This is a genomic window from Hafnia alvei, assembly GCF_964063325.1.
Lineage (GTDB): Bacteria > Pseudomonadota > Gammaproteobacteria > Enterobacterales > Enterobacteriaceae > Hafnia > Hafnia alvei_B.
The window spans coordinates 3,915,589-3,939,314 of record NZ_OZ061315.1; the positions used below are offsets into that span (position 1 = coordinate 3,915,589).

The 23,726-nt window shown below is 51.8% G+C and carries 18 protein-coding genes and 1 other RNA gene; 16 read left to right on the forward strand and 3 right to left on the reverse strand.

The window, feature by feature from the left end; genetic code table 11:
* Positions 1-190: 190 nt before the first annotated feature.
* A complete protein-coding gene (gene sgrR / locus AB3Y96_RS18350; RefSeq protein WP_072310034.1) occupies positions 191-1,909 on the forward strand; it encodes an HTH-type transcriptional regulator SgrR in 1,719 nt (572 codons plus the stop codon).
* Positions 1,910-2,002: 93 nt separating this feature from the next.
* Here sgrR and AB3Y96_RS18355 read toward each other — a convergent pair.
* A non-coding RNA gene (locus AB3Y96_RS18355) (sX9 sRNA) lies at positions 2,003-2,078 on the reverse strand.
* Between the two features lie 165 nt (positions 2,079-2,243).
* On the opposite strand from AB3Y96_RS18355, the gene thiB reads away from it, so the two are divergent.
* Genes thiB through thiQ form a run of 3 tightly spaced genes read left to right on the forward strand, consistent with a single transcriptional unit; the run spans position 2,244 to position 5,511 of the window.
* Positions 2,244-3,239: a thiamine ABC transporter substrate binding subunit gene (thiB, locus tag AB3Y96_RS18360; protein WP_367299900.1), complete on the forward strand. Its 996-nt coding sequence runs from the start codon at positions 2,244-2,246 to the stop codon at positions 3,237-3,239.
* The gene (gene thiP, locus AB3Y96_RS18365) at positions 3,215-4,819 is read left to right on the forward strand and encodes a thiamine/thiamine pyrophosphate ABC transporter permease ThiP (RefSeq protein WP_367299901.1); all 1,605 of its coding nucleotides are present in this window, start codon (positions 3,215-3,217) and stop codon (positions 4,817-4,819) included. Before thiB ends, thiP begins: the two co-directional genes overlap by 25 nt.
* Positions 4,816-5,511, forward strand: a complete 696-nt coding sequence (gene thiQ, locus AB3Y96_RS18370; RefSeq protein ID WP_367299902.1) for a thiamine ABC transporter ATP-binding protein ThiQ — start codon at positions 4,816-4,818, stop codon at positions 5,509-5,511. Before thiP ends, thiQ begins: the two co-directional genes overlap by 4 nt.
* Before the next feature lie 7 nt (positions 5,512-5,518).
* On the opposite strand, the gene AB3Y96_RS18375 is transcribed toward thiQ, so the two are convergent.
* Positions 5,519-6,286, reverse strand: coding sequence for a DedA family protein (locus AB3Y96_RS18375; RefSeq protein WP_072310030.1), 768 nt, complete (start codon positions 6,284-6,286; stop codon positions 5,519-5,521).
* An 833-nt stretch (positions 6,287-7,119) separates the two neighbouring features.
* Here AB3Y96_RS18375 and AB3Y96_RS18380 point away from each other — a divergent pair.
* From AB3Y96_RS18380 to AB3Y96_RS18405, 6 genes are all read left to right on the forward strand, one after another.
* On the forward strand, positions 7,120-9,474 hold the full coding sequence (locus tag AB3Y96_RS18380; protein ID WP_367299903.1) for a DNA polymerase II: 2,355 nt from the start codon (positions 7,120-7,122) through the stop codon (positions 9,472-9,474).
* 229 nt (positions 9,475-9,703) lie between these two features.
* A complete protein-coding gene (rapA, locus tag AB3Y96_RS18385; RefSeq protein ID WP_367299904.1) occupies positions 9,704-12,610 on the forward strand; it encodes an RNA polymerase-associated protein RapA in 2,907 nt (968 codons plus the stop codon).
* 83 nt (positions 12,611-12,693) lie between these two features.
* Positions 12,694-13,347 carry a bifunctional tRNA pseudouridine(32) synthase/23S rRNA pseudouridine(746) synthase RluA gene (gene rluA / locus AB3Y96_RS18390; RefSeq protein ID WP_072310087.1) on the forward strand — a complete coding sequence of 218 codons (654 nt, stop codon included), beginning with the start codon at positions 12,694-12,696 and terminating at the stop codon, positions 13,345-13,347.
* 165 nt (positions 13,348-13,512) lie between these two features.
* The gene (locus AB3Y96_RS18395; RefSeq protein ID WP_367299905.1) at positions 13,513-14,664 is read left to right on the forward strand and encodes a double-cubane-cluster-containing anaerobic reductase; all 1,152 of its coding nucleotides are present in this window, start codon (positions 13,513-13,515) and stop codon (positions 14,662-14,664) included.
* A gap of 10 nt (positions 14,665-14,674) precedes the next feature.
* Positions 14,675-15,463 (forward strand): acyl-CoA dehydratase activase, encoded by a 789-nt coding sequence (locus AB3Y96_RS18400; protein WP_367299906.1) that lies wholly within the window; start codon positions 14,675-14,677, stop codon positions 15,461-15,463.
* The gene (locus AB3Y96_RS18405; RefSeq protein WP_072310025.1) at positions 15,453-15,701 is read left to right on the forward strand and encodes a DUF3343 domain-containing protein; all 249 of its coding nucleotides are present in this window, start codon (positions 15,453-15,455) and stop codon (positions 15,699-15,701) included. Before AB3Y96_RS18400 ends, AB3Y96_RS18405 begins: the two co-directional genes overlap by 11 nt.
* Positions 15,702-15,756: 55 nt before the next feature.
* Here AB3Y96_RS18405 and djlA read toward each other — a convergent pair whose 3' ends face one another.
* On the reverse strand, positions 15,757-16,593 hold the full coding sequence (gene djlA, locus AB3Y96_RS18410) for a co-chaperone DjlA (RefSeq protein ID WP_072310024.1): 837 nt from the start codon (positions 16,591-16,593) through the stop codon (positions 15,757-15,759).
* 159 nt (positions 16,594-16,752) lie between these two features.
* Between djlA and lptD the strand changes: the two genes are divergently transcribed.
* The 6 genes from lptD to apaH all read left to right on the forward strand — a co-directional run bounded on the left by lptD (position 16,753) and on the right by apaH (position 23,663).
* Positions 16,753-19,143 (forward strand): LPS assembly protein LptD, encoded by a 2,391-nt coding sequence (lptD, locus tag AB3Y96_RS18415; protein WP_367299907.1) that lies wholly within the window; start codon positions 16,753-16,755, stop codon positions 19,141-19,143.
* Positions 19,144-19,251: 108 nt separating this feature from the next.
* Positions 19,252-20,550 carry a peptidylprolyl isomerase SurA gene (gene surA, locus AB3Y96_RS18420; RefSeq protein WP_072310022.1) on the forward strand — a complete coding sequence of 433 codons (1,299 nt, stop codon included), beginning with the start codon at positions 19,252-19,254 and terminating at the stop codon, positions 20,548-20,550.
* The gene (pdxA, locus tag AB3Y96_RS18425; protein WP_367299908.1) at positions 20,540-21,547 is read left to right on the forward strand and encodes a 4-hydroxythreonine-4-phosphate dehydrogenase PdxA; all 1,008 of its coding nucleotides are present in this window, start codon (positions 20,540-20,542) and stop codon (positions 21,545-21,547) included. Before surA ends, pdxA begins: the two co-directional genes overlap by 11 nt.
* Positions 21,540-22,352, forward strand: a complete 813-nt coding sequence (rsmA, locus tag AB3Y96_RS18430) for a 16S rRNA (adenine(1518)-N(6)/adenine(1519)-N(6))-dimethyltransferase RsmA (protein WP_367299909.1) — start codon at positions 21,540-21,542, stop codon at positions 22,350-22,352. The genes pdxA and rsmA overlap by 8 nt, the downstream gene beginning before the upstream one ends.
* A gap of 76 nt (positions 22,353-22,428) precedes the next feature.
* Positions 22,429-22,806, forward strand: a complete 378-nt coding sequence (gene apaG / locus AB3Y96_RS18435) for a Co2+/Mg2+ efflux protein ApaG (protein ID WP_367299910.1) — start codon at positions 22,429-22,431, stop codon at positions 22,804-22,806.
* A gap of 17 nt (positions 22,807-22,823) precedes the next feature.
* Positions 22,824-23,663 (forward strand): bis(5'-nucleosyl)-tetraphosphatase (symmetrical) ApaH, encoded by an 840-nt coding sequence (gene apaH / locus AB3Y96_RS18440; protein WP_072310019.1) that lies wholly within the window; start codon positions 22,824-22,826, stop codon positions 23,661-23,663.
* Positions 23,664-23,726 lie beyond the last annotated feature (63 nt).

Genomic DNA, 23,726 nt, shown 5'->3' on the forward strand with positions numbered 1-23,726 from the left:
AACAGAACACGGATATAAAAAAACCAGCAGGCAAACCTGCTGGTCGGTGAAAAGCACCATTACTCAGAAACACTCTTTGATGTCGGAGAGACAAATGATTACTCACCTCTTTCTCTTTCATCTGCTGAAATTATCTGCGTAATATAGGGAAAGAAAAATTGATAGCTTTACCTAAAAAGGTTCCTCTTTTATGGCGACATCGCGATTACAACATCAGTTCATACGTTTATGGCAAAGCTTCAAAGGCCAGTCTGCGGAAACCACGCTGGGCGAGCTTGCAGAAACGCTAAGTTGTTCACGTCGTCATGTCAGAACCTTATTAAACTCAATGCAACAACAGGGTTGGCTGCATTGGCAGGCCGAGTCTGGCCGAGGAAAGCGCTCAACGCTAACGTTCCAGTCAACGGGCCTTCAGGTACAGCAGCTACGCGCAGAGGAGTTGCTGGAACAGGATCATATTGAGCAACTGGTTCAACTGGTGGGCGACCGCAGCTCAGTACGCCAAATGCTACTCTCCCAGCTAGGCCGAAGCTTCCGCCAAGGTAAGCATATTCTGCGCATTCTTTACTATCGCCCGTTGTTTAATCTGCTCCCCGGAACGCCAATGCGCCGCTCTGAAACCCATTTGGCGCGCCAAATCTTCAGCGGACTTACCCAGCTAAATGAGGAAAATGGGGAACTAGAATCCGATCTTGCCCATCACTGGCAGGCAATTACGCCCCTGCACTGGCGCTTCTATCTACGTCCCGCGATCCGTTTCCATCATGGCCGCGAACTCGAAATGATCGACGTTATCCAATCGCTCGAGCGTTTGCGCGATCAGCCGCTATTTTCACATTTAAAAACAATTACCTCACCCAACCCTTACGTCATCGACATCCACTTAAGCACGCCCGATGCATGGCTACCGTGGCTGCTGGGCAGCGTCAGCGCCATGATCCTGCCACACGAATGGCAATCACTACCGAACTTCACGCGCTCGCCTATCGGCACCGGTCCTTATCAGGTGGTGCGCAACACGCAGACACAGCTGAAAATCCGTGCTTACGACGACTACTTTGGTTTCCGTGCGCTGATTGACGAAGTTAACATCTGGGTTCTGCCTGAAATTTCAGAAGAATTGGTACACGCAGGCGTGCAGCTCCAATCCGACGATACGGGTAAAGATGAGCTGGAAAGCCGCTTGGAAGAAGGCTGCTACTTTATGCTGTTCGACCAACGTTCGCCGTTGACCTCCGATCCGGCGGTGCGCGAATGGCTCTGTCAGGTCATGACGCCGATTGCCCTGCTCAATAAAGCCGGAAAAATTCATCAACGTTACTGGTCACCGGCCTACGGCATCCTACCGCGCTGGCACCATAATTTATTGATCAGTGAAAATAAAAAACCCGAGCATCTCACTCATTTAACATTAACGGTCTACACCAAGCATTCAGAATTCCACGCTATCTATTTAGCGCTTAAGCCGTTGCTGGCCGAATATGGCGTTGAGCTTACCATGCAGGAGATAAGCTACAGTCGCTGGCACGAAGGCGATGCGCAAAGCGATCTCTGGGTCGGCAGTGCTAATTTCTATTTGCCGCTAGAGTTTTCCGTATTTTCAATGCTCTATGAACTCCCCTTGCTCCAGTACTGTCTCAGCGGTGATCTACAGCAAGACGCCAGCCGATGGCGCAGCAATGCCCTACCCATGGCCGAATGGTGCCAACGCTTGGTGCAGGAACATCAGCTTCACCCCCTATTCCATCATTGGCTAAAACTACACGGGCAGCACAGCATGCGCGGTGTACGAATGAATACGCTCGGCTGGTTCGATTTCAAATCCGCGTGGTTCTCCCCACCGGAGCTTCCCACGGACAGTCATGTGCATGAATTAACCGTTTCCACCGGTTGTGAAAAACCTCGGTAACGTTATTAATCCTTTCTAATAACAGACGCTCTCTTTACAATAGCGCCCTGTTCTCAACGGGGTGCAAAAAAATAGACCGGCAATTTCCATCGCCGATCTAAAAACGTCGCGAGCTGCGTTCAGCTGGTGTCGGCCAGCGCGGAAGAACCGGAGCATACACAAAGTATGTGAGGATTCTGAGCACTACCCGACATCGGATCAACGCCTGCGCAGCACGTTTTTGCTGAGAGATACCCGTCGAACCTGATCCGGCTAACACCGGCGGAGGGATTTGAGAGTGTACCCACGCTTGCTCAAAGACCTTTGCGACCTGACTTAACTCACGGAGTGCAAAGTGTTGAAACGATTGATTCCTGCCTTAATGCTGATCGCCGCACCTATGTTGGCTCACAGCGCTGATAAACCCGTTCTCACTGTTTATACCTACGATTCTTTTGCCGCTGAATGGGGCCCTGGCCCGAAGGTTAAAGCGGCGTTTGAAAAAGAGTGTGGCTGCGAGCTGAAGTTTGTGGCGCTGGAAGACGGCGTTTCGGTGCTTAACCGAGTTCGCATGGAAGGCAAAAAAAGCAGCGCCGACGTAGTATTGGGGTTGGACAATAATTTAGTGCAAGCCGCCGAAAAAACCGGCCTGTTTGTACCTAGCGAAGTCGATACTCAGTCGCTCACCGTTCCCGGTGGCTGGCAGAATAAAACCTTTGTGCCTTATGACTACGGCTATTTCGCTTTCGTTTACAACAAAAACACGCTGAAAAACCCGCCTACCAGTCTGAAACAGCTGGTCGATGGTCCTGAGAAATGGAAAGTGATTTATCAAGATCCGCGCACCAGCACGCCGGGTTTAGGCTTAATGCTTTGGATGCAAAAGGTTTACGGCAACGACGCTCCGCAGGCGTGGCAAAAACTGGCGAAGAAAACCGTGACGGTGACCAAGGGATGGAGTGAGGCCTATGGCCTGTTCTTGAAAGGCGAAGCGGATTTGGTACTGAGCTACACCACGTCGCCGGCGTATCACATTATCGAAGAGAAAAAAGATAACTACGCAGCCGCCGAATTTAGCGAAGGCCACTACTTACAGGTAGAAGTTGCGGCTCAGCTCGCCGGTAGCAAGCAACCGCAGCTAGCACAGAAATTTATGCAGTTTATTACCACTCCAGCTTTCCAGAACGAAATGCCAACCGGCAACTGGATGTATCCGGTGATTAAAACCACGCTGCCTGCGGGTTTTGAACAGCTGAAAGTTCCAGCAAAAGCCTTAGAATTTACGCCTGCCGAAGTGGCTGAAAACCGCGCAACATGGATCCGCTCATGGCAAGCCGCCGTCAGCCGTTAATTCCGTTCTGGTTAATCCCTGGATTGTTCGCTGCAATGGTAATTATTGCCATCGCAGCGGCATCATTTGGTGCACTCTGGCGCCATGCGCCAGAGTCGGATTGGCGTAGCCTGTGGCAAGACGATTATCTGTGGCACGTTATTCGCTTCACCTTCTGGCAGGCGTTTCTCTCCGCCGTTTGCTCGGTTCTACCGGCTATTTTGCTGGCTCGGGCACTGTTTCGCCGTCGCTTTTTAGGCCGTCAGCTATTGCTACGCCTGTGCGCCATGACGCTGGTATTGCCCGTGCTGGTCGCGGTCTTTGGGATCCTCAGCGTGTATGGCAGACAGGGTTGGCTGGCACAGATTTGTCAGTTTCTCGGCCTTGATTACACCTTTTCGCCCTACGGCTTACAGGGCATTTTGCTGGCACATATTTTCTTTAACCTGCCGCTCGCCGCACGTTTACTACTTCAGGCCTTAGAAAATATTCCGACCGAACAGCGCCAACTAGCCGCCCAGCTTGGCATGAGCAATTGGCAACAGTTCCGTTTTGTTGAATGGCCTTATCTACGCCGCCAAATTCTGCCCGCCGGCGCGCTGATATTCATGTTGTGTTTCGCCAGCTTTGCCACCGTGCTTTCTCTCGGCGGCGGCCCGCAGGCAACCACCATCGAGCTGGCGATCTATCAGGCTTTAAGCTACGACTACGATCTCAGCCGCGCCGCACTGCTGGCCATACTGCAACTGTTGTGCTGTTTGGGTTTAGTTTTGCTGAGTCAAAAGCTTAGCGGCATCCTGCCTGTTGGTCATACGCGAGCGCTGAAATGGCGTAATCCCGTCGATAACGTGGCGGCGCGATTGCTGGATAGCGGCGTGATTTTCTGTGCGCTGTTGCTTATCCTTCCCCCGCTGCTGGCGGTGATAGCAGACGGCGCGAATCATGCGTTTGCCAGCGTACTGACTCAACCCGTGCTATGGCAGGCCACATTCACCTCGCTCAAAATTGCGTTAGGCGCAGGCCTGCTGGCCGTAACGCTGACGATGATGTTGCTATGGAGCAGCCGTGAACTTCTGCTACGCCAGCGTCGCTGGTTAGGACAAGGCATGGAACTGACCGGAATGCTGATATTAGCCATGCCCGGTATCGTGCTCGCAACAGGCTTCTTTTTACTGCTAACCGATACTATTGGCATTCCACAATCGGCCTATGGACTGGTGATTTTAACCAACGCATTAATGGCCATTCCCTACGCGCTTAAAGTGTTAGAAAACCCTATGCGCGATTTGGCCGAGCGCTACAATCCGCTCTGTCTATCGCTGCGAATTCAGGGATTCAACCGATTAAGGCTGATAGAGCTGCGCGCACTCAAACGCCCGCTTTCTCAAGCCATGGCGTTTGCCTGCGTGCTGTCCTTAGGCGATTTTGGCGTAGTTGCCCTGTTCGGCAACGAGCAATTCCGTACGCTGCCTTTCTACCTGTATCAGCAAATCGGCGCCTATCGTAGCCAAGACGGTGCGGTCACCGCGCTGTTATTGCTGATCCTGTGCTTCTTACTTTTCACTCTGCTGGAACGTCTTCCGGGGCGAGATAAATCATGATTACGCTGAACGATCTCACTTATATCTATGAGCATCAGCCGATGCGTTTTTCACTTAGCATCTCCGCCGGAGAACGCGTTGCCATTTTGGGCCCAAGCGGCGCGGGCAAAAGTACACTGCTGGCCTTGATTGCTGGTTTTTTGATGGCCGATAAAGGCACAGTAACGTTAGATGGCGTGAATCACACCAGTACGCCGCCTTCCAAACGCCCGGTATCGATGCTGTTCCAAGAGAACAATTTGTTCTCTCATCTGAGCATTGAGCAAAATCTGGGGTTGGGGTTAGATGCGGGATTACGCCTAAATGGCGCGCAGAAAAAGCGCCTGAATGAAATTGCCCAGCAGGTGGGAATTCTTGATTGCCTACCGCGATTGCCGTCGCAGCTTTCCGGCGGTCAACGCCAGCGCGCCGCACTGGCACGCTGTTTGTTACGCGACCAGCCTATTTTACTGCTCGACGAACCTTTCTCCGCGCTCGATCCCGCGCTGCGAGGAGAAATGCTACAGCTATTAGATCAGGTTTGTTCAGAGCAAAATCTCACCCTGCTGATGGTGTCACATAATCTTGATGACGCCGCACGTATCGCCACACGTACATTATTGGTTGCCGATGGGCGCATTGCCTATGATGGCACCACTCAAGACCTGTTAGATGGAAAAGATCCGGCGGCTGCGGCGTTGTTGGGGCGGTAGCGCCGTCTTAAAACTGCACCACCTTCCACAGCAGCGAACGATAAATTGGCATCAGCGGGTGATTATGCATCAGCACAAAGCTCACTACGGCGGCGATCCACATGGCAACGGCTGCAATACGTAGACGCCACGGTGTAAGCCACTGAGACAGTTTATCCGCCGAGCGTTTGCCCTCTCGCCACCAGCGCCAACTCAGCCACGCCGCAATCCAAATCGAAACCACTACCAACGCCAATAACACTTTGAATAACGTGCTACCGCTGCCTGCCGGTATATCAATCGCGACACCGGCTAAGATCCCCGGCAGGAAATACACCGGCGGCCACGTGATACAGCCAATAATATTAGGTGGAATAAATTTGCGTGGCGGCAGTGCCAGCATGCCCGCCACCATCGGTACAACCGGCCGCGTTGGGCCAACGAAACGGCCAATCAGCACCGTCATCATGCTATGACGATGGAGAGCATGTTCGGTTCGATCAAGCAGCGCTTTGTTTTTCTTGATAAATGACCAGCGATGGAGCGGATCTTTGAAAGCGCGGCCAATAAAATAGGAGACCCAATCGCCGGCAAAACACGCCAGAATCCCCACACCCCACGCATAGTAGAAATTCACCTGTCCGCTGCCAATTAATGCGCCCAGCGTTGCCATCATCACCGTACCTGGTAAAAGCAGCCCGACCAATGCTAAAGACTCCAAAAACGCCACTAAAAACACGGCGATCAGAGAGTAGGTTACCGATTGGGTCACCAAGTGTTGCAGGTACGCTTCCATAATTCTTCCACCGGAAATAATGAGCCAGCGATTTTGCGGAGCCGACCGTTTGCCGTCAACCTATCATTGCCGGGATAAACGTTTATTTACAAATGAGTAACTTAATGAGTATAGGTGCTGTGTGATGTTACGTACGCCTAACGCATCGGTGCTAATATCAAAATCGTGCGGGCGTCCGTGCTAGGGGGCTCACCGCCGCCCCCTAGCGACCCGGCTCGGCACCGTCCCTCAGCCTGCTACGCAGGTTCCTTCATCTCGTCATTTCGGTTTTAACGGAACGAACGGCAATCGCCATCCTGGCTCCTCCGTTCTTTCGCCGACATCCCTGTCGGCGAATCCTAACCTGCATTCCTCAATTCAGCTGAAGGACAACGTGCCACATCAGGTCAACGTCAAAAGATAATATTGCCCATCAACTCTTTTAGCTTTGGATTTTTAGCTTTTAGTTATGGCCGTTGACCTTCTCCGGCACGTTACCGTACAGCCGAACGAAAAACGACGGGTCAGCACGAGCCACAGGGATGTGGCGAGAGTCGTAGGGGCGCCGGGAGCGCCTCTGCGACGGTGCGGTTAAACCCATAGTTTGTAGAGAGGGAACCCGCGCAGCGGGCTGGAAGGTGGTGCCAAGCCCGGATGCAAGGCGGCGGCGACTGAGCCGCCTTGCTCGGACGCTTGCACAATGTCACTGTGAAGTTCGATGCCTATAAGCGGACGAAACCTTACACCAAACTAAAAACGTCCATAAAATGCATCACCCTCCATCATAGACAACCACTGTATAAATACTCATACTAGCTATGTTCTCAGCAACCTAATCGGTAAAAATCACCGCGATGGCAAATACCCCACAGCAAGGCTTCGTCCTCACCCGTCATTGGCGGGATACACCGGCTGGCGTGTCGGTGGAGCTGTGGCTGGCGACAGATAACGGCCCACAGAAAGTCTCTATTGCGCCGCAACAAGTCGTCGCTTTTTTACCCGCAGAGCAGCTACCACAGGCAGAGAAGGTGCTGAAAAACGAGCGCAATATTGAGATAAAACCGCTGCCGATGAAGGATTTTCATCAGCGTCCCGTCGTGGGGATTTATTGCCGTAGCTATCGCCAATTAATGAACCTTGAGAAAACCCTCAAGGAACAAGGCATGACGCTGTATGAAGCGGATATCCGCCCGCCAGATCGCTATTTGATGGAGCGTTTTATCTGCGCGCCGGTGTGGTTTTCAGGCCAGCAGGATGCACAAGGCGTTTGGCGCAATACGCAGCTAAAACCGAACCCCAGCTATCGCCCAACGCTTAAGCTGGTATCGTTAGATATTGAAACCACCATGCACGGCGAGCTTTATTCCATCGGTCTGCATGGCTGCGGCCAGCGCGTGGTGTATATGTTGGGCCCTGAAAATGGAGAGGCTAGCCAGCTCGATTTCGATCTGGTTTACGTGAACAGTCGCCCACTGTTGCTCGAAGCCTTAAATCAGTGGATGGCGCATTACGATCCTGATGCCATCATCGGTTGGAATCTGATCCAGTTTGATCTGCGCGTGCTACAAAAACACGCCGAGCGTTACGGCGTTCCCTTGCGTTTAGGCCGCGGGGGCGATGCGCTAGAGTGGCGCGAGCATGGCTTTAAACAAGGACACTTTTTCGCCGCTGCCACCGGACGCCTGATTATCGACGGCATTGAAGCCCTAAAAAGCGCGTTTTGGAATTTCCCCTCTTTCAGCTTAGAAAATGTGTCTCAAACGCTGTTAGGCGAAGGGAAGGCGATGGACGATCCCTACAGCCGAATGTCTGAAATCGATCGTCGATTCCGCGAAGATAAACCCGCGCTGGCACACTACAACCTGAAAGACTGCGAACTCGTCACCCGCATATTCGAGCATACCCATCTGATGACATTTTTGCTCGAACGCGCCACGGTCACGGGCTTAAATGCCGATCGCAACGGCGGTTCAGTTGCCGCGTTCACGCATCTTTATTTACCACGCATGCACCGCGTCGGTTTTGTCGCACCGAATCAAGGCGATTTACCCGAAGAGGCCAGCCCCGGTGGCTTCGTGATGGATTCGCGCCCCGGCCTGTATGATTCTGTGCTGGTGCTAGATTATAAAAGCCTGTACCCCTCGATTATTCGTACCTTCTTAATTGACCCCGTTGGGCTTATCGAGGGCCTGCGCCAGCCTGACGATGAACACTCCGTCGCCGGTTTTCGCGGCGCACGGTTTGCCCGCGAGCAGCACTGTTTGCCGGATATCGTGAGCCAAATATGGCAAGGCCGCGAGGCCGCTAAGCGCGAAAAAAACGCCCCGCTCTCTCAGGCGCTCAAAATTATTATGAATGCGTTTTACGGCGTATTGGGTTCAAGCGGATGTCGATTCTTCGATCCACGCCTCGCATCATCCATAACGATGCGTGGCCATGAGATTATGCGCCGCACGCGAGAGTTGATTGAAGCAGAGGGCTATCCGGTGATTTACGGCGATACGGATTCAACTTTTGTGTGGCTCAATTATGCGCACGATGAAAAACAGGCTGAAGCTATCGGACAACGCCTGATCGCCCTCATAAACCAATGGTGGAAAGATCACCTGCAAGCCGAATATGGCTTAGACAGCGCGTTAGAATTGGAATATGAATGCCACTATCGGCGCTTTTTAATGCCGACCATTCGCGGTGCCGAACTTGGCAGCAAAAAGCGCTATGCGGGTCTGAAAGGCGACGAAATGGTGTACAAAGGCATGGAAACCGTGCGTAGTGACTGGACGCCGCTGGCGCAGCAATTTCAACAAGAGCTGTATGCGCGCATATTTAAAAACCAGCCTTACCAAGAATTTATCCGCGATTACACCCAGCGCCTGTTAGCGGGCGAGTTTGACGATCGGTTGGTTTATCGCAAACGGTTAAGACGTAAACTAAGTGAATATCAGCGTAATGTTCCCCCACACGCGCGAGCGGCGAAAATTGCCGATGACTACAATCGTGAGCTTAATCGTCCATTGCAGTATCAAAACGGCGGTTGGATTAGCTATGTGATTACCACCGCAGGCCCTGAGCCATTAGAGCGCCAACGCGCCCCTATTGACTACGATCATTACCTTTCACGTCAGCTACAACCGGTTGCCGACGCTATTTTGCCGTTCATGCAGGATGACTTCACCACGCTGGTCGCAGGCCAGCTCGGGTTATTTTAGTTAAGACAATTCCATGTTTGGGGGTGACGAAAGCGCCTTCATCCTTTAACATAGCGCCCTTCCCTCAGTTAAAACATTTACTTCATTGCTTAATTCAAGCAACGAAGCGGCCCGCTATCGCTAATAATGTAGGCCAAGTGAAAATCACTTACCCACGGCAGCGCCTGCTGCCCATGCAGTAGTTGTTCAATCATCAGTGTTCAATACATAAAAGTTGAGTCGATAATCTATGCCATTTACCTTAGGTCAACGCTGGATCAGCGATACGGAAAGCGAATTAGGATTAGGAACCGTTGTGGCGATCGACGCCCGCATGGTGACATTGCTTTTCCCTGCGACCGGCGAAAACCGCCTTTACTCACGTAATGACTCCCCAATTACCCGCGTCATGTTTAATCCGGGTGACACTATCACCAGCCACGATGGCTGGCAGCTAAAGATAGATGAAGTCAAAGAGGAAAATGGTCTGCTGACATATATCGGCACCCGATTGGATACTGAAGAAGCTAACGTTGTGATGCGCGAAGTATTGCTCGATAGCAAACTAACCTTCAGCAAACCTCAAGACCGCTTGTTTGCCGGACAAATCGACCGTATGGATCGCTTTGCGCTGCGTTTCCGTGCGCGCAAATATCAAAGCGAACAGTTCCGCCTTCCGTGGAGCGGCCTGCGTGGCATGCGCGCCAGCCTGATCCCGCATCAGCTGCATATCGCTTATGAAGTGGGTCAGCGCCACGCGCCTCGCGTTCTGCTCGCCGATGAAGTGGGCTTGGGTAAAACCATTGAAGCCGGGATGATCATCCACCAGCAACTGCTGGCGGGTCGCGCTGAGCGTATCCTGATTGTGGTTCCAGAAACCTTGCAGCATCAGTGGCTGGTAGAAATGCTGCGTCGCTTCAATCTGCGCTTCTCGCTGTTTGACGATGCTCGCTACGCCGAAGCCATGCTGGATGCAACCAACCCGTTCGAAACCGAACAGATGGTGATTTGCTCGCTGGACTTTGTGCGCCGCAACCGTCAGCGCTTAGAGCAAATGGCAGATGCCGCATGGGATCTGTTAGTCGTCGATGAAGCACACCATTTGGCATGGAGCGAAAACGCGCCAAGCCGCGAATACCAAGTGATCGAGCAATTAGCCGAGCATATCCCCGGCGTGCTGCTGTTAACCGCCACCCCAGAGCAATTAGGCCAAGAGAGCCACTTTGCCCGCCTGCGCCTGCTCGATCCAAACCGTTTCCATGACTATCAAGAGTTTGTCAGCGAACAGCAGAAATATCGTCCGGTCGCCGACGCGGTGACGCTGCTGCTCAACGATGGTCATCTGACCAACGAAGAGCTCAATATGCTGAGCGAAATGATCGCCGAGCAAGATATTGAGCCATTGCTGAAAGCGGCTAACGCTGGCGGCACCGGCAGCGTTGACGCCCGTAATGAGCTGGTCAAAATGCTGATGGATCGCCACGGCACCAGCCGCGTGCTGTTCCGTAATACCCGTCAGGGCGTGAAAGGCTTCCCGCAGCGCGAACTGCATCAGATCACGTTGCCATTGCCTTCGCAGTATCAAACCGCGATTAAAGTGTCCGGTATTATGGGCAGCAAAAAAACGGTTGAAGCGCGCGCCAACGATATGCTGTATCCAGAGCGTATTTACCAAGAATTTGAAGGCGAAAATGCCACGTGGTGGAACTTCGATCCACGCGTTGAATGGCTGATGAATTTCCTGACCTCACATCGCGATGAGAAAGTGCTGGTGATTTGCGCTCAGGCGGCATCGGCAGTCAATTTGGAACAGGTACTGCGCGAGCGCGAAGCAATTCGCGGTGCGGTATTCCACGAAGGCATGACCATTATTGAACGCGACCGTGCGGCGGCCTATTTTGCTTCGCAGGAAGATGGCGCACAGGTATTGCTGTGTTCCGAAATCGGCTCTGAAGGGCGTAACTTCCAGTTCGCTCACCATCTGGTGATGTTCGACCTGCCGTTCAACCCTGATCTGCTGGAACAGCGTATTGGCCGTCTGGACCGTATTGGCCAGAATCACGACATCAAGATTTTCGTTCCTTGCCTAGAAAACACCGCGCAGTCGGTCTTGGTTCGCTGGTATCACGAAGGTCTGGATGCGTTTGAGCATACCTGCCCAACCGGACGCACCATCTATGACAGCAGCTATCAAACGCTACTGGGCTATTTGGCTGCACCGTCTCAGTTGGACGGTTTTGATGACTTCATCAAAGAGTGCCGCACTCAGCACGATACTCTGAAAGTTCAACTGGAACAGGGCCGCGATCGCCTGTTAGAAATGCATTCAAACGGCGGCGAAGCCGCGCAAGAACTGGCTGAAGCCATTGCCGATCAGGATAACGACGTTGGCTTGGTGAACTTTGCGCTGAATCTGTTTGATATCGTGGGTATCAATCAGGACGATCAGAGCGACAACATGATTATCCTGACGCCGTCAGAACATATGCTGGTGCCTGATTTCCCAGGTCTGCCGCAGGATGGCTGCACCGTCACCTTCGACCGTGAACAGGCTCTGTCACGCGAAGATGCACAGTTTATTAGCTGGGAACATCCGATTATTCGCAACGGCTTGGATCTGATCTTGTCTGGCGATACCGGTAGCTGCGCAGTTTCTTTGTTGAAAAACAAGGCATTGCCAGTGGGCACGCTGCTGTTAGAAGCCATTTACGTGGTGGAAGCTCAGGCACCGAAACACCTGCAACTGACCCGTTTCTTGCCGCCAACGCCGGTACGTATGCTGTTGGACGCGAAAGGCACCAACTTAGCCGCTCAGGTTGAGTTTGAGAGCTTTAACCGTCAGTTGAACTCCATCAACCGCCACACTTCGAGCAAGCTGGTGAACGCCGTTCAGCCGAACGTCCACGCCATGCTGCAAGCAGGCGAGGCGCTGATTGGCGAGCAAGCGACTGCGCTCATCAACGAAGCGAAACGTGAAGCCGACGAAAAACTCAGCGCTGAACTGGCGCGCTTGGAATCCTTGAAAGCCGTTAACCCGAACATTCGTGATGACGAGCTGGAAACGCTGGAATTCAACCGCCGTCAGGTGCTAGAGAACCTGGATCAGGCCGGCTGGCGTTTGGATGCGATTCGCCTCATTGTGGTGTCTCATCAATAATGACGACTCCCGTGCTCCATAATACCCTAATCAATCCGGTCGCCGGCGGCGTAGATCCTGCGCTGTCGGGGGGAACGCCGCCGCTGGGGGAATACCATCCCCCACGTGAGCCTTGGCTGCATGTTTTATATCAAGATGAGCATATCATCGTGGTTAATAAGCCAAGCGGGTTGCTGTCTGTTCCGGGGCGTGCTGAAGAGCACAGGGACAGCGTGATGACCCGCGTTCAGGCTGATTTCCCCATAGCCGAATCGGTGCATCGGTTAGATATGGCGACCAGCGGCGTTATGGTCGTTGCGCTGACGAAAGCCGCCGAGCGCGAGCTTAAGCGCCAGTTCCGCGAACGCGAGCCGAAGAAAAGCTATATTGCCCGCATATGGGGTCATATGGAGCATGATGAAGGCCTGATCGATTTACCTTTGATCTGCGATTGGCCCAATCGGCCTAAGCAGAAAGTGTGCTTTGAGCACGGAAAATCGGCGCAAACCGGTTATCTGGTCCTAAGCCGCGATGCCGATGGTTCCACGCGAGTGAAACTGACGCCCATCACTGGTCGATCACACCAGCTGCGTGTACACATGCTGGCGCTAGGCCATCCTATTCTCGGTGATAAGTTTTACGCACATCCCGAAGCCAAAGCGATGGCTCCACGCCTTCAGCTGCACGCTCAAGAACTGCGTATTACCCATCCTGAGTTTGGCACCGCGATGCATTTTAGCTGCGAGCCTGATTTCTAAAGCCTTTCCCAATAAGGTGGCTCTGTGAGCCACCTCCTATAACCATTACCTTCTTAAGGTTATAGTCCCCTGCGATCGTTTAGTTTTTCTACGGTACATCGTGACCGTAAGTTTTCTATCTAAACCCTAAATCATCGTTCGCCCGGGTCCGGGGAAGGAATAGCCATGTCACTCATCAATGAATTACCCGCCATTTTCGATAGCTTCTCCGACGCACGCCGTCAGGGATTTCTCACCGTTTTAGAACTCAAAGAACAAAACATCCCGCTGGTGGGCACCTATTGCACCTTTATGCCACAAGAAATTGCCTTAGCCGCCGGCGCGGTGGTGGTTTCACTTTGCTCAACCAGCGATGAAACCATTGAAGAAGCAGAGAAAGATCTGCCGCGTAATCTCTGCCCGCTGATCAAGAGCAGCTACGGGTTTGGCAAAACGGATAAATGTCCCTATTTCTATTTTTCAGATCTGGTTGTGGGAGAAACTACCTGCGACGGAAAGAAAAAAATGTATGAGTACATGGCTGAGTTCAAACCGGTACATGTGATGCAACTGCCGAACAGCGCCAGCGATGACGCTTCACGTGCGCTATGGCGCGCTGAGATTTTGCGGTTACAGAGCACGCTTGAACAGCAGTTTGGCCGTAAAATTAGCGAGCACGATCTGCGTGCAGCTATTGCGCTAAAAAACCAAGAACGTGCAGCGCTGTCCTCTTTTTATCGTTTGGGCCAGCTTAATCCTCCCGCACTTTCTGGGGTAGAGATCCTTAAGGTCGTATACGGCGCCACCTTCAAATTCGATAAAAATGCGCTGATCGACGAACTCAACGCCTTAACAGCAAAAGTGCGGCAGGAATATGAGCAAGGCAAACGCCTTGAGCCACGACCACGCATTTTGATAACTGGCTGCCCAATCGGCGGCGCGGCAGAAAAAGTGGTTCGCGCCATAGAAGAAAACGGTGGTTGGGTGGTGGGTTACGAAAACTGCACCGGCGCGAAAGCCACTGAAATGCAGGTTAGCGAAGAAGGCGACGTGTACGACGCATTGACCGACAAATATCTGGCGATTGGTTGTTCGTGCATTTCCCCCAATACCCAGCGCCTGAATCTGCTTAGCCAGATGATTGACGAGTATCAGGCCGACGGCGTTATCGACGTTATTCTTCAGGCCTGCCATACCTACGCGGTGGAGTCTCTTGCCATCAAACGGCATGTGCGCCAGCAACATGATATTCCTTACATGGCAATCGAAACGGACTACTCCAACTCGGATATTGGCCAGCTTAATACTCGCGTGAGTGCGTTTATCGAAATGATGTGAGGAGCAGCGCGTGAGTTTAAGTATTGGCATAGATTCTGGATCTACGGCCACCAAAGGGATCTTAATGAGCCACGCTAACGGCGGTGAGATCCTGCGCCGTTTTCTCGGGCCCACGTCGTTTCGCCCGCAGGACACGATTGATGAGGCGTGGTTACAGCTGAGTGCAGATCTAAGTGAACGACCCATACTCACGCTCACCGGCTACGGACGCGCCTTGGTGGACTACGCCGATAAGCAGGTGACAGAGATTACCTGCCATGGCGTAGGTGCGCGTTTTTTGTGTCCTAACGCTCATACGGTTATCGACATTGGCGGGCAAGACAGCAAAGTTATCCATCTGGATACGGATGGAAGCCTCACTGACTTTCTGATGAACGATAAGTGTGCCGCGGGGACCGGGCGCTTTCTCGAAGTGATATCCCGCACGCTTGGGACTGAGGTCAGTCTGCTGGATAAACTGGTTACCGGCGTAGCTCCACATCCAATTTCCAGCATGTGTACGGTATTCGCCGAGTCAGAAGTCATCAGCCTGCGTTCTGCCGGTGTGGCGCCTGAGTCTATTTTATCCGGCATCGTTTATGCTATGGCACGCCGCAGCGCCAACTTTATTGGCCGACTCGGCGTGCGCCCGACGATTTTATTTACCGGCGGCGTAAGCCATTGTGACGCGTTTCGCCTGCATCTTAGTGAAGCGCTAGACACCGAGGTAAAAACGCACCCTGATGCTCAGTTTGCAGGGGCATTAGGCGCTGCGCTCCTCGGTAGACGGCAGAAAAAGAGAGGCCTGCATGGAGGATGAATATCTTTTTTTGTTCCACAGCACGCTAGGGGTTGTACGTTTGAAAAAACGGCTTCAGGCACAAAACGTGGAATTTAAAGTCGCAGATATTCCACGCCAGCTGAGCAGCGGCTGCGGATTGAGTATTCGGCTATGCTGTCCCGAGCCTGAACTGTCGCAATGGTGGGTTGACGGTGAAACATCGGCGATTTTTCGCTGCGAGGATGAGACGTATCACGCTGTCTCGCTGAACGCGTAAATCGACATAAAAAAGCCCGCAGTAATCTATTGCGGGCTTTTTATCGGCTAAAGGATTACTTGAATCCTTTTTCCTTCTTAATTAAATCGTAAGCGGCCTGAATCTCTTGCGCTTTCTGTTTGGCCATTTCCATCATTTCCGGCGGCAAACCTTTCGCTACCAGTTTATCTGGATGGTGCTCGCTCATCAGCTTGCGGTACGCTCGTTTGATCGTCGTGGCGTCGTCGTTCGGCTTAACACCTAACACTTTGCAAGCATCCGCTAACGTTGGCCCCGTTTGGCGCTGATAGCCGCCACCGTATCCGCCTTGCTGCTGATACTGTCCTTGTTGCTGGTAGCCACCGCCAAACTGGCGCCCACCCTCCATCATGCTCAGGAACTGATCAAACTGAATGCGAGAGAAGCCAAGCTCTTCGGCGATCACATACAGCACTGCACGCTCATTCGGATGCAAGGAACCATCGGCAAATGCGGCCTGCAGTTGGATCTCCAAGAACATACGGATGAGATCGACACGCCCAAAGCAGATGCTGCGCAATTCTCGCAGCTTTTCACGCAGGGGGAAATCAGCCTGCTTACCTTCGCGAAACGCCTGCTGCGCCGCCGTTCTTGCCGCACCGTGCAGCTGCATTCTTTCCATCAGCGCACTGGCAACGTGAATATCTGCTTCGGTTACACGCCCTTTTGACTTGGTTAAATGCCCCATCACCTGAAACGTTGTGCTAAAAAATAGAGCCTGTCGCTGCGCTTGGTTAGAAAAGTAGCCACTACTTCTCACCTGACGCGACTTGTCTATCATATGGCCAATAAGTAGCCCTAACACAACGCCCCAAAAGCCTGTTCCTGACATTAGACCAAGAACTAATCCGATTAATTTACCCCAATACTGCATATCGTCCTCAATTCATCATGCCGAGGGACATAATTTGCTTTATCATACCTGTCATTTATTCTGACGCCTAACGACAGCAACCAAGAATGCGTCAATTTAACACTAGCGCAACGCTTAGGGGTGATATAGTCTCTGACCGTTCGCTGCTCGACGCCTCTGATGACGGAACTTCTGAAACCGCGTATGAAAAAAAGTATTCCAACACTGGTTGCCACCTTGGTTTGGTCGGCACTATATAGCCAGAACGCTCTGGCCGATCTTGCTGAGCAATGCTTGCTCGGCGTGCCTATGTATAACAAACCACTGGTATCCGGCAATCCAAATGATTTACCGGTGCATATTCAAGCCGATAAAAGCGACGCAAATTATCCAGATAATGCGGTGTTCAGCGGAAACGTGAACATTGAGCAGGGTAATAGCACGCTGACAGCCGATCAGGTTCAGCTCGATCAGAAGTTTCTTAAAGATAAACCCGATCCGCTGCGCACGGTCACTGCAACCGGCAACGTTAACTATTCAGATAATCAGGTCAAACTGAAAGGCCCGAACGCGTGGTCAAATCTGAATAACAAAGACACTAACGTGTGGCAGGGTGATTATCAGTTCGTCGGTCGCCAAGGTCGAGGCACGGCGGATTTAATGAAAACCCGCGCCGAGAACCGCTACACCATTTTAGAAAACGGGACCTTTACGTCCTGTTTGCCTGGCGATAATAGCTGGAGCGTTGCAGGTTCTGAAATCATTCAGGATCGGCAGGAAGAAGTGGCGGAAATTTGGAACGCGCGCTTTAAAATAGGCCCCGTTCCGGTTTTCTACAGCCCTTATCTGCAGCTCCCAATCGGTGACAAACGTCGCTCCGGCTTCTTGCTACCCGATTTTAAATACTCCAGCAACGACGGCGTTGAGTTTAGCCTGCCATGGTATTGGAACATCGCCCCTCAGGTCGATGCCACCATTACCCCACACTACATGGAAAACCGCGGTCTGCAACTGCAGAACGAGTTCCGCTATCTAACCGTGGCGGGTACCGGCTTGATGGAGCTGGACTGGTTAAACAAAGACAAACAGTACGCCGATGACCGTCTGGATAAAAACAATATCTCTGACGCGGAAAAAGATAAAAAACGCTGGTTGTTCTACTGGCAGCACAGCGGCGTGATGAACAAGGTGTGGCGATTCAACGTCGACTACACCAAAGTAAGCGATCCTTACTACTTTAACGATCTGGATTCGACCCACGGTTCCAGCACAGATGGCTACGCAACGCAAAAATTCAGCGTGGGCTATGCTGAGCAAAACTGGAATGCGAAGCTATCCACCACGCAGTTCCAAGTGTTTGCTGATGCCGGTAACTCAAACTCTTACCGTGCCGAACCACAGTTAGATTTGAACTACTATAAAAACGATATCGGACCGTTTGACCTGCATTTATATGGCCAAGCAGTTAAATTCACTAACGAAAGCGATAATCAGCCTGAAGCCGATCGTTATCACTTCGAACCAACCCTTGACCTTCCTTGGTCAAACGGCTGGGCCAGTGTGAATACCGAAACCAAGCTATTGGCAACTCACTACCAACAGACGCTGCCAGATAACAACAGCAACTTTAGCGATCTTAAAGATTCGGTAAATCGCGTTATGCCAGAGTTGAAAGTTGACGGAAAAGTCACCTTCGATCGCGACATGGATTGGGCAGAAGGCTATACCCAAACGCTGGAGCCTCGTGCTCAGTACCTGTATATCCCGTATCGCGATCAAAGCGAAATCGGCGTTTATGACTCAACGCTGCTGCAGATGGACTATACCGGCCTGTTCCGTGACCGTATCTACAGTGGTTTGGACCGTATTGCCTCAGCCAACCAGATGTCGACCGGTTTAACCACGCGTGTCTATGATGATGCGCTGGTCGAACGTTTTAACGCATCCTTGGGACAAATCTACTACTTCGAACGCTCACGTACCGGTGATGAAACCCTATCTACCGATAAAGACAAAGACACCGGCAGCCTCGTTTGGGCTGGTGATTCTTACTGGAAAATTACCGATCACTGGGGCATCCGTGGTGGCTTGCAGTATGACACCCGCCTAAACAACGTAGCGCTAGGCGATGCGGTCATGGAGTATCGTAAAGATGCTGAGACAATGGTCCAGTTCAGCTATCGCTACGCCAGCCCTGAGTATGTTACGGCGATGATCCCGCAATATGCCAATAACGATCTGTATAACCAAGGGATTAGCCAAGTGGGCGCAACGGGGAGTATTCCTGTCGCAGATCGCTGGGCGTTAGTGGCGGCGTATTACTACGACACCAATGCGAATCAAACCGCGGATTCACTGGTCGGCCTTCAATACAACACCTGTTGCTGGTCTGTTGGTGTAAACTACGAGCGTAAAATTACCTCATGGGATTCCACCTCCTCGCAGCCAAACAGTAAGTACGACAACAAGTTCTCGTTCACCTTCGCACTGCGTGGTTTGGGCACGAATTACAGCTTGGGTACGGCAGACATGCTGCAAAAAGGTATCTTGCCTTACCAGCGTGCTTTCTAACATTTTGCGATTTTTGTGGTCTAATCACTACCTAGTTGTAGCTCGATTAGTAAAAGCAGAGTTTTGACATTAACCCGCAGCGATGCGGATTGGATAAATGGAAAAGGTATGAAGAACTGGAGAACGCTGATACTCGGTGTAGCATTCTGTGCCAACACTGCGTTTGCAGCCCCTCAAGTCGTTGATAAAGTAGCCGCTGTGGTTGATAACGGTGTGGTGCTGGAAAGTGACGTCGATGGTCTGATGCAATCCGTAAAACTGAACGCGCGTGAAGCCGGTCAGCAACTGCCTGATGATGCCACGCTACGTCACCAGATCCTTGAGCGTCTGATCATGGATAACATCCAGTTGCAGATGGCGAAAAAGATGGGCATCAATATGACCGATGCTGACGTCGATCGTGCAATTGGTAACATTGCTCAGCAAAACAACATGTCGATGGATCAGATGCGCAGCCGTTTGGCCGCCGATGGGATTAACTATAAAACCTATCGTGAGCAGATCCGCAAAGAGATGCTTATTTCTGAAGTTCGTAACAATGAAGTTCGCCGCCGCGTGACTATCCTTCCGCAAGAAGTTGAAGCGTTAGCTAAACAGGTTGGATCGCAGAACGGTGCTGATACCGAGCTTAATCTCAGCCACATCCTGATTGCTCTGCCGGAAAACCCATCGCAGCAGCAGGTGGACGACGCAGAACAACAGGCTCGTCAGTTGACTGATCAACTGAACAAAGGTGCTGATTTTGGCAAGATGGCAGTCAGTTATTCCGCAGACTCTCAGGCGCTGAAAGGCGGCCAAATGGGCTGGGGAAAAATTCAAGAACTGCCTTCACTGTTTGCGGCTGCACTGCAAACGGCTAAAAAAGGTGACATCATTGGTCCAATCCGCTCTGGCGTTGGGTTCCATATTCTAAAAGTGAATGACGTTCGTGGCGGTCAGGCTAATGTGTCTGTAACCGAAGTACACGCTCGCCATATTTTGCTGCGCCCTTCTCCGGTAATGACCGACGATCAGGCTCGAGCCAAACTGCAGGACATTGCTCAGCAAATTAAGAGCAAGCAGATCACCTTTGATGAAGCTGCTCGCGCTATCTCTCAGGATCCAGGTTCCGCGCTGAAAGGTGGTGACCTCGGTTGGGCAGTTCCAACCATGTACGATCCTGCTTTCCGCGATGCGTTAATGAAGCTGCAAAAAGGCGAGCTAAGCGCTCCGGTTCACTCTTCATTTGGCTGGCATTTGATTCAACTGATGGATACGCGCCAAGTTGACCGCACCGATGATGCACAGAAAGATCGCGCATATCGCATGCTGTTCAACCGCAAGTTTGCGGAAGAAGCACAGACTTGGATGCAGGAAGAGCGTGCCAGCGCTTATGTAAAAATTATTGATGGTAGCAATGCCCAGTAATCATACAGATGACACGTTTCGTGTCGTTATAACCCCCGGTGAACCTGCCGGGGTGGGGCCGGATTTGGTTATCGCTCTTGCTCAACAGGCTTGGCCTGCTGAGCTGGTAGTGTGCGCCGATCCGGCTTTGTTGCTTGAACGTGCCGCGTTATTGCAACTGCCGCTTGCGCTGCGAGAATATCAGCCTGATGCCCCCGCGCAGGCACAGGCAGAAAAAACGCTCACTATTCTGCCAATCACGCTGCACGGTAAAACGTTGCCAGGGCAGCTTGATGCCAATAATGGTGCCTACGTGGTTGAAACGCTGGCGCGAGCGTGTGATGGCTGCCTGAGCGGCGAATTCGCAGCGCTCATTACCGGTCCGGTTCACAAAGGCATTATTAACGACGCGGGCGTGCCTTTCACTGGCCATACAGAGTTCTTCGCTGAACGTAGCCATCGCAATCGTGTGGTGATGATGTTGGCGACGGAAGAGTTGCGCGTTGCATTAGCCACTACCCATCTTCCACTACTTGATGTGCCGGCGGCGATTACGCCACAAACGCTGACTGAAGTTATCACGATCCTTCATCATGATTTACGTACCAAATTTGGTATTAATGAACCGCAAATTTACGTCTGTGGCCTTAATCCCCACGCGGGTGAAGGCGGTCATATGGGACGTGAAGAAATTGATGTGATCATTCCAACGCTTGAGTCACTGCGTCAAAAGGGTATTCACCTGATTGGGCCCCTGCCCGCTGATACGCTATTCCAGCCTAAGTATCTGGAACACGCCGATGCCGTTTTGGCGATGTATCACGATCAAGGCCTACCGGTGCTAAAATACCAAGGCTTCGGCCGCGCTGTGAATATTACGTTGGGGCTGCCGTTCATTCGCACCTCCGTCGATCACGGCACCGCGCTGGATCTGGCTGCTACTGGCATCGCTGATGTGGGTAGTTTCAGAACAGCATTAAATCTCGCTATTAAAATGATAAATAACAGTAATGAATAACAGAGTTCACCAAGGCCATCTGGCTCGTAAACGTTTTGGACAAAACTTCCTGACCGATCAATATGTGATCGACAGCATTGTGTCCGCTATCCATCCAATGCCAGGCCAAGCCGTGGTTGAAATCGGCCCCGGTTTGGGTGCTTTAACCGAGCCTGTTGCCGACCGCATGGACAAGATGACGGTTATCGAACTCGACCGTGATTTAGCCGCGCGACTAGCAACCCATCCGTTTATCAGCAGCAAGCTTAACATTCGTCAGCAAGATGCGATGACCGTTGATTTTGGCGAGCTGTCACGTGAACTGGGTCAACCGATACGCGTATTTGGTAATCTGCCATACAACATTTCAACGCCGTTGATGTTCCATCTGTTCACCTATACTGGAGCTATCAGCGACATGCATTTCATGTTGCAAAAAGAAGTGGTGAACCGTTTGGTTGCAGGACCGAACAGTAAAGCCTATGGTCGTTTGACCGTTATGGCGCAATACTACTGTCAGGTTATTCCTGTACTGGAAGTTCCGCCAACGGCGTTTCGTCCAGCACCAAAAGTGGACTCAGCCGTGGTTCGTTTGATCCCTCATGCGACGATTCCGCATCCGGTCAAAGACATCCGCGTACTTAGCCGTATCACCACAGAAGCTTTTAATCAGCGCCGCAAAACCGTGCGCAATAGCTTGGGCCATCTGTTCACGCCAGAACAATTGACCGAGTTGGGTATCGATCCTGCCCTGCGTGCAGAGAACATCTCTGTCGAGAACTATTGCAAACTTGCCAACTGGCTGTGTGAGAAATCAGCAGAATAGTTGTGCAATATACCCTCTCTGTTTATCAGTTAGGGTATAGGTCTCGCTGACAACGTCATAACGGGAGCCGTACATCATGATTGATTCACCTCGTATGTGTATTCAGGTACAAAGTGCCTATGCAGAAACCCAATCTCTTCCCGATGAAGAGCGTTTTGTTTTCGCGTATACCATCACTATTAGGAATCTTGGACGATTCAATGTGCAGCTCCTACGACGTTACTGGCTGATTACCAACGGTAACGGGCGTCAGACTGAAGTTCAGGGCGAAGGCGTGATTGGCGAACAGCCGCTCATTCTGCCCAATAATGAGTTCCAATATACCAGTGGAGCCATTATTGAAACGCCTTGCGGCACCATGGAAGGACATTATGAAATGATCGATCATGCCGGTCAGGAATTTCGTATCGCCATACCCGTATTTCGTTTAGCTATCCCGACACTCATTAACTGAGCAAAACTGACTCATCTATGTCTACATTATTGATTGGCGATGTCCACGGTTGCTATGAAGAGCTTCGTTCTTTATTGGCGCAGGTTGATTTTGATCCGGCTAAAGACACGCTGTGGCTAACCGGAGATTTGGTGGCTCGTGGCCCAGACTCGGTGGAAGTTCTCCGCTATGTACAGTCGCTGGGCGATAGCGTTCGGATGGTGCTAGGGAATCACGATCTGCATCTTCTCGCCGTGTATGCAGGCATTAGTCGCAACAAGCCGAAAGATAAGATTACCCCGCTGCTCGACGCCCCCGATGCCGATAGTCTGATTAATTGGCTACGGCGCCAGCCCATACTTCAGGTTGATAACGAGCTAAAGCTGGTGATGGCGCACGCGGGTATCAGCCCTCAGTGGGACATAGAGACCGCGCAGCTTTGTGCGCGAGAAGTTGAAGCCGTGCTAAGCAGCGACAGCTATCCGCTGTTTTTAAACGCGATGTATGGCGATATGCCAAACAGCTGGATTGATGGCCTCACCGGATTACAACGTCTGCGTTTTTCAACCAACGCCTTAACGCGTATGCGTTACTGTTTTCCGGGTGGCGAGCTGGATATGATCTGCAAAGATGCGCCGGGCGAAGCGCCCTCACCGCTAAAGCCATGGTTTAATTTGCCTAGCAAAGTATTAGATGAAGGTTACTCAATCGCCTTCGGACATTGGGCATCACTGGAAGGAAAAGGCACTCCGCCGCAGGTCTATGCGATGGATACTGGATGCTGTTGGGGAGGTGAGTTAACCATGCTTCGCTGGGAAGACAAACAGTATTTCACTCAGCCCTCTCTGCGTATTAAATCGATAGAAGAGTCGGCATAATTAGCGTGCTATGATTTCAAAACAAAAAAGCCCGCAATCATATGCGGGCTTTTTTTATCATGC